Source organism: Candidatus Binatia bacterium (assembly GCA_035631035.1).
Classification (GTDB): domain Bacteria; phylum Eisenbacteria; class RBG-16-71-46; order SZUA-252; family SZUA-252; genus DASQJL01.
Window position 1 is genome coordinate 21,648 of record DASQJL010000056.1, and the last position, 6,237, is coordinate 27,884.

Annotated in this window: 5 protein-coding genes; all 5 read right to left on the minus strand. The window is 69.7% G+C overall.

Annotated features, from left to right (window positions below; genetic code table 11):
- The 5 genes from VE326_05410 to VE326_05430 all read right to left on the minus strand — a co-directional run bounded on the left by VE326_05410 (position 1) and on the right by VE326_05430 (position 6,069).
- A complete protein-coding gene (locus VE326_05410; protein ID HYJ32638.1) occupies positions 1 to 2,109 on the minus strand; it encodes a BatA domain-containing protein in 2,109 nt (702 codons plus the stop codon).
- Positions 2,110 to 2,122: 13 nt separating this feature from the next.
- Entirely contained in the window at positions 2,123 to 3,031 is a 909-nt protein-coding gene (locus VE326_05415) for a DUF58 domain-containing protein (GenBank protein HYJ32639.1), read from the minus strand.
- A gap of 69 nt (positions 3,032 to 3,100) precedes the next feature.
- Positions 3,101 to 4,117: a MoxR family ATPase gene (locus tag VE326_05420; protein ID HYJ32640.1), complete on the minus strand. Its 1,017-nt coding sequence runs from the start codon at positions 4,115 to 4,117 to the stop codon at positions 3,101 to 3,103.
- A 268-nt stretch (positions 4,118 to 4,385) separates the two neighbouring features.
- Complete coding sequence (locus tag VE326_05425; protein HYJ32641.1) at positions 4,386 to 5,279, minus strand: ParB/RepB/Spo0J family partition protein; 894 nt, start codon at positions 5,277 to 5,279, stop codon at positions 4,386 to 4,388.
- Positions 5,280 to 5,307: 28 nt separating this feature from the next.
- Entirely contained in the window at positions 5,308 to 6,069 is a 762-nt protein-coding gene (locus VE326_05430) for a ParA family protein (protein ID HYJ32642.1), read from the minus strand.
- Positions 6,070 to 6,237: the final 168 nt, after the last annotated feature.

The following is a 6,237-nucleotide window of genomic DNA, read 5'->3' on the forward strand; positions in this document are numbered from 1 at the left end:
CTACCGATCTAGGACGCGGGCGCTGCCGAGGAGGATTTCGCCCATCAGAAAGACTCCGCCCAGAACCAGGAGCGGAAGCCAGAGCTCCCGCCCGCGCCGGGTGTCGCCCAGCCTCGTCGCGAGCGCCGCGCGGTTGTCGATCGAGAGCACGGGCGCACCGCCCGGCCCCTGGGCGTCGGCTTTCAGGGAATCGGCCGGCACGGCGGCGAGATCGCTCTCCACCGGGTCGGGGTTCACCGCGACGGTCGCGAGCGCCCTGCCGCCGGCTTCGAACGTGTAGAACCCCGCGGCCATGGCGGGAGCGTCGGCGACGGCGCGGAAGGCGGCCCCCTCGTTTTCCACGGCCGCCGGCGAGGTGAAGCCGCCGGGGCCCCGGGCCACGACCGCGCCCGAAGGGGCGGCGTCGAGGCGCGCGAACGGACGCTCCCCCACGCGCGGCTCGGAACCGGGCTCGCTCTCCGAGGCGCGCGCGGCGTAGGAAACGAGCCCGCGCACCAGCGGAACGAACGCGCCGGAATACGGCAGGTCCCCCCAATCGTCCGCGAAGGAGGAGAGGAAGACCGCGACCGAGGGCGCCGCCACCACGAGCGGAAGGCCGCCCGTGGTCTGCACCACCACCTCGGCGCGCGCCGATGCGGTGCGGCCGCGCATCATTCCCGAAAGCCGCGCCTGCGTGAGCGGCGAGCCCACCCCCACCGCGAGCCCCTCGAGGACCGGGTGGCCCGGAAGGCGCGCGCGCAGCTCGAACGAGGTTCCCTCCACGGGGCGATCCGGCCCCGCCAGGGTCAGGTCCACGAGCCCGGGGAAGAGCCGCTTCGTGTAGTAATCGGGATCGGCGTGCGGGCCGAGGGCCACGACCAGGCCGCCGCCTTCCTTGACGTAGCCCTTGAGACGCGATTCGGCGTCGCCCGAGAGCGAGGCCACGTCCTCGAGGATGACGACGTCGGCGCGCGACTTGGATAGTCCGAGCAGGGCGCCCGGACCGGCGGTCTCGACGGCGAACCCGGATGTGCCGTCTCCCGAGGGGTCGAGGGCGAGCGCGGCGAACCGCGGAGCGGGTGCGGCGCCGCGCGGCTCGGCGATCCGGAGCACGCGGAGCCGCCGGGGCGCCCCGAGCACGGCATACCAGCGGTCGTCGAGCGGCAGCGCGTCCTCGTCCGACTCGGCGACGACGGGAATGGCGGGATCGTTCACCGCGCCCGGCTCGAGCGGCATCGAGACCCATCGCGTTTCCCCGGCCTTGAGCGCCGCGTCCCCGCCGCCGATCAGCGCATCGCCGCGGCGCACCCGGAGCGCGAGGCGATCGGAGAGCGCGTCGGCGTAGTTCACGAGCCGCGCCCGGACCTCGAGCCCGCGCCCCTCGGGGCCGGGGCGCGTGACCGGATCGACGGCGGTGAACGCGTGGTTGGGGGTGCGCCCCTCGGCGACCGGAAGAAGAATGACCCGGATCCCGCCCGCGGCCGCCTCGGCGATCTCGCGCCGCGCCTCGGGCGTGAGGCTGACCCGCTGGAGATCGCTGATCACATAGAGCTCGCGGGCCTTGAGGGGGCTTCGCCCGAGGGCCAGGCGCAGAGCATGCATCGCGCCTTCGAGGCGCGCGGGGAGCGGCTCGGCCTCGATCCGCTCGATGGTGCGGCGCAGGCGCACGCGGTCCCGCGCCCGGCCGATCTCCGCCTCTCCCGGCCGCGTCGCCCGCGCCAGGTAGAGCTCGTCGCCGGCGCGGCCGGCATCCGCGATCGCCAGCGCGCGCGCCACGGCCCCCTCCATGCGAGGACGGGCGCGGTCGTCCAGCGCGGCCATGCTCTCCGAATCGTCGAGGAGGATCCCCACCGCCGCGGCCGCGTGCGTCACCGCGCCGCGCGGCGCCAGCGACGGCCGCGCGAAGGCGAGCACGAAGAGGAGGAGGGCCAGCGTGCGCAGGATGAGAAGCAGGATCTCGCGCAGCCGGAGGCGGCGGATCTCGCGCGGCTCGAGCTGGCGGAGAAACTGCGTCGTCGGGAAGCGCACTTCCGGCAGGCGCTGGCGGCTCAGGAGATGGATCAGGATCGGCAGCGACGCCGCCGGCAGCGCCCAGAGGAACGCGGGATTCAGAAAGGAGAGGGTCGGCATCAGCGCCGGCCGCTCACAGGAGGCGGGCGCGCTTCGACAGGTACTCGAGGAGCGCGCGATCGTAGGGCTGGTCCGTCGTGAGAGGGACGTAGTCGGCGCGCTTCTCGATGCAGGCCTGCCGCAGCGTCTCGCGCCACGCGCTCACGCGCTGGCGATAGTCGGAGCGCAGCTCGCGCGGCCGCGTCGTGACCCGCTCGCCGCTCTCCAGATCCACGTAGACGGCCTCGCGCTGGAAGTCGAACGAGACCTCCATGGGATCGAGGATGTGGAAGACGAGCACCTCGTGCTTGCGGTGGCGGAAATGGTGGATGGCCTGCGCGATCCGCTCCGGGTCGTCCAGGAGGTCGGAGAGGATCACGACGAGGCCGCGCCGCGTGAGCCGCTCGGCGAGGGAATGGAGGGACGAGGCGAAGTCGGTTCCGCCCCCCGGCTGAAGCCGTTCCAGCAGGAGCAGGAGCGGACGGAGATGCCCCATCGTGGAGCGGGCGGGGATGTGCTCGCCGCGCCCGGCCGCGAACGCGAACATCCCCACGGCGTCGTTCTGCGTGAGCATGAGGTAGGCGAGCGCGGCGGCCAGCTGGCGCGCGTAGTCGAGCTTCGTGATCCCGTGCGAGCCGTAGCCCATGCTCGCGCTCGTGTCCACGAGCAGCGAACCGCGAAGATTGGTTTCTTCTTCGTATTGCTTCAGATACTTGCGATCCGACTTCGCGAGCACCTTCCAGTCGAGATGACGGAGCGGATCGCCCGGCATGTACTGCCGGTGCTCGGCGAACTCCACGCTGAAGCCGTGGTAGGGACTCCGGTGGAGCCCGGTCAGGAATCCCTCCACGACGAGCCGCGCTTTCAAATCCAGGCGCGCGAGCTTCGACACGAAGTGCGGATCGAGCAGGCGGGTGCGCTCTCGGGCGCGCTCCTGGCTCAAGGACGCACCTCGCGCAGCGAAGCGGCGGGCTCACGCATGGAACGGCTCACGGGCGGGGCGCCGGCCTCGCTACGCGTGCTTCCCGTCGACGCTCGGCGTGGCTTCGAGGAGCTTGGCGATGATGTCGAGCGTCGAGATGCCGTCGGCCTCGGCCGTGAAGTTGGGAATGATGCGGTGGCGGAGCACGGCCGGCGCGACCGCCTTCACGTCGTCTGCGCTCGGGGTGGGCCGCCCCGCGAGCGCGGCGCGCGCCTTGGCGCCGAGCACCAGATACTGCGCCGCGCGCGGGCCTGCGCCCCAGGAGACCCAGTCCTTGATGAAGGGCGCGGCGTTCTCGCCAGGACGGGACGCGCGCGCCAGCCGCACCGCGTACCGCACGACGTGCTCGGAGACCGGAATACGGCGCACCAGGCGCTGCAGGTCGATGATGCGCTCCACCGACAGCACCTTCTTGGGATGCGCTTCGTAGGCGCTCGTGGTGTTGGTGACGATCAGCTCTTCTTCGGCGTCGCTGGGGTATCCGACCGAGATGTGGAACATGAAGCGGTCGAGCTGCGCCTCGGGAAGCGGATAGGTGCCCTCGAACTCGATCGGGTTCTGCGTCGCCAGCACGAAGAACGGAAGGGAGAGCGGATAGGTCGTGCCGCCCGCCGTGACGCGGTACTCCTGCATCGCCTGGAGAAGCGCGGCCTGGGTCTTGGGCGGCGTGCGGTTGATCTCGTCGGCCAGGACCACGTTCGCGAAGATCGGCCCGTGGATGAACTTGAAGGAACGGTGCCCGGTGCCCGCCTCCTCCTCGAGGATCTCGGTCCCCGTGATGTCCGAGGGCATGAGATCGGGCGTGAACTGGATGCGGCTGAATTGCAGGTCGAGGATGGTGGCCAGGGTGGAGACGAGGAGGGTCTTCGCGAGGCCCGGGACGCCCACGATGAGGCAGTGCCCGTTGGCGAAGAGCACGGTCAGGAGCTGCTCCACCACGACGTCCTGCCCGACGATCACTTTCCGCAGCTCGGTCAGGATCTCGCCGCGCGCGGCGCTCAGCTCCTCGAGCAGCCGGACGTCGCCGGATGCGGTCGAATGCGTCATGAAGGGTTCCTCAGTGGTGCGCCGAAATGGCCCGGCCGCGCGGAAAGGCGCGCCCGTATGCCTACTTTGGGCCTCTGTGCATAACCGGCCCCGTTCTCATCGTCTACCGTTTGCAAAGCCCTTGCGCCGGCGGCGATTATCGCGTTTTCCACCGGTTTTCGCGAGTTATCCACAAACCCCCGAGGGGTCGCTTTCGGAGCGGCGATTCTCGTGTGCCGTCCCGGTCCACGGGTAGGACACGCGCCGGCGGGTGCGGGTTGCATCCTTCTCAGGCGTGACCCGCCGAGCCGATCTCCCGGAGCATGCCGAGGATCCGCTCGAGCTCTTCCTCATTATGGTACTCGATCAGGACGCTGCCCGAGCCGCCGCGCCGCCGCGTGAGCCTCACCTTGGCGCCCATCACCCGCATCAGCTCGTCCTCGAGAGCCATGAGCTCGGCGGAGAAGGCCCGCCGCGGAGATCGACGCGCTTTCGCCGCACGAGGCGAGCCCGAGCGGCGGATCCGCTCTTCGAGATCGCGCACCGACCAGGCGTGCGATGCCGCGGATGCTCCGAGATCGCTCTGCTGCTTCGCGGTGGAGAGGGAGAGGAGCGCGCGGCCGTGGCCGGCGCTGAGAGAGCCGGACTCCATGAGGGATTGGACGTCCTGAGGCAAGTTGTTGAATCGAATCGCGTTGGAAACCGTGGAGCGATCCTTGCCGACCCGCTGCCCGATCTCCTCGTGCTGCAGGCCGTATTCTGTTGCCAGTCGGTAATATGCGCGCGCCTCGTCGATGGGGTTGAGATTCTCGCGCTGGATGTTCTCGATCAACGCGATGAGAAGCGACTCTCGATCGGTGAGGGGGCGGATGATGGCCGGAATGGAGGCGAAGCCGGCCTCGCGCGCGGCGAGAAACCGGCGCTCGCCGGCGACCAGCTGGTAACCATCGCCCGCGGGGCGGAGCAGCACCGGCTGCAGGACGCCGCGCTCGCGAATGGAGGCGGCGAGCTCCTGGATGGCCGGAGTGTCGAACTGCGTTCGCGGCTGCGAGGGATTTCTCACGATCTTCGCGAGCGGGATGTGCTGAATGTCCCCGGGACGGGCCTCGGCCGCCCTCGCGTCCGCGGAAGGCCGCGACTCGGGAACGATCGGCACTTCGCGCTCGACCGCTGCGGGAATCAAAGCCTCGAGCCCTCGACCAAGCGCTTTTCTAACCACGTTCCAACACCTCCCTCGCCAGGTTCACGTAACTCGTCGCTCCTGCGCACTGCGGATCATAGATGACGACCGGCTTCCCGAAGCTGGGCGCCTCGCTGAGGCGCACGTTCCGCGGGATCACGGTTCGATAGACGCGCTCCGCGAAGAAGCGCCGGGTTTCCTCGAGCACCTGCTGCGAGAGATTCAGGCGGTTGTCGTACATGGTGAGCAGCACGCCCTCGATCTGAAGCTCGGGGTTCAGCCCCTGCTGGACGAGGCGGATCGCCCCGAGCAGATGGCTCAGTCCTTCGAGGGCGTAGTACTCGCACTGGACCGGCACCAGCACCGACCGCGCCGCGGTCAACGCGTTGATCGTCAGGAAGCCGAGCGAGGGCGGCGGGTCGATGAGGATGAAGTCGAAGTCCCCCTCGATCTCGCGCAGCGCGTCCTTGAGCCGGTACTCACGGCGGTCCACGCCGACCAGCTCGACCTCCGCTCCGACGAGCCTCTGACCCGAGGGCACCAGGCTGAGGCCGGGCACTTCCGTTTCCATCAGGACCTCGCGGAGGGTGGCGTGCGCGGTCAGGACGTCGTAGATCCCGCGCGTCACCTTCACGCCGGGATAGCCGAGACCGCTGCCTGCGTTTCCTTGGGGATCCAGATCGATGAGGAGGACCCGGCGCTGCGCCATCGCGAGCGCCGCCGCCAGATTCACGGCGGTCGTCGTCTTCCCGACGCCACCCTTTTGGTTCGCCACCGCTACCGTCCTTGGCATCGCACCACCACCCTGTCCACGAACCGAAGTTGGGTTGTCCGAATCGGGGAGATCGCAGTGTAGGGGAGAAGAGAACGGAGCGCCAGCGATTCCATGTTTCACGTGAAACATGGGCGTATGTGGCTGGAAAATTGTGCGTTGTCCAGGAGGGCCCGAAACTAAGTGGGC

Coding starts and splice junctions, on each gene's coding strand:
- VE326_05410 (HYJ32638.1), bottom strand. CDS start 2,109: ATGCCGACCCTCTCCTTTCTGAATCCCGCGTTCCTCTGGGCGCTGCCG.
- VE326_05420 (HYJ32640.1), bottom strand. CDS start 4,117: ATGACGCATTCGACCGCATCCGGCGACGTCCGGCTGCTCGAGGAGCTG.
- VE326_05430 (HYJ32642.1), bottom strand. CDS start 6,069: ATGCCAAGGACGGTAGCGGTGGCGAACCAAAAGGGTGGCGTCGGGAAG.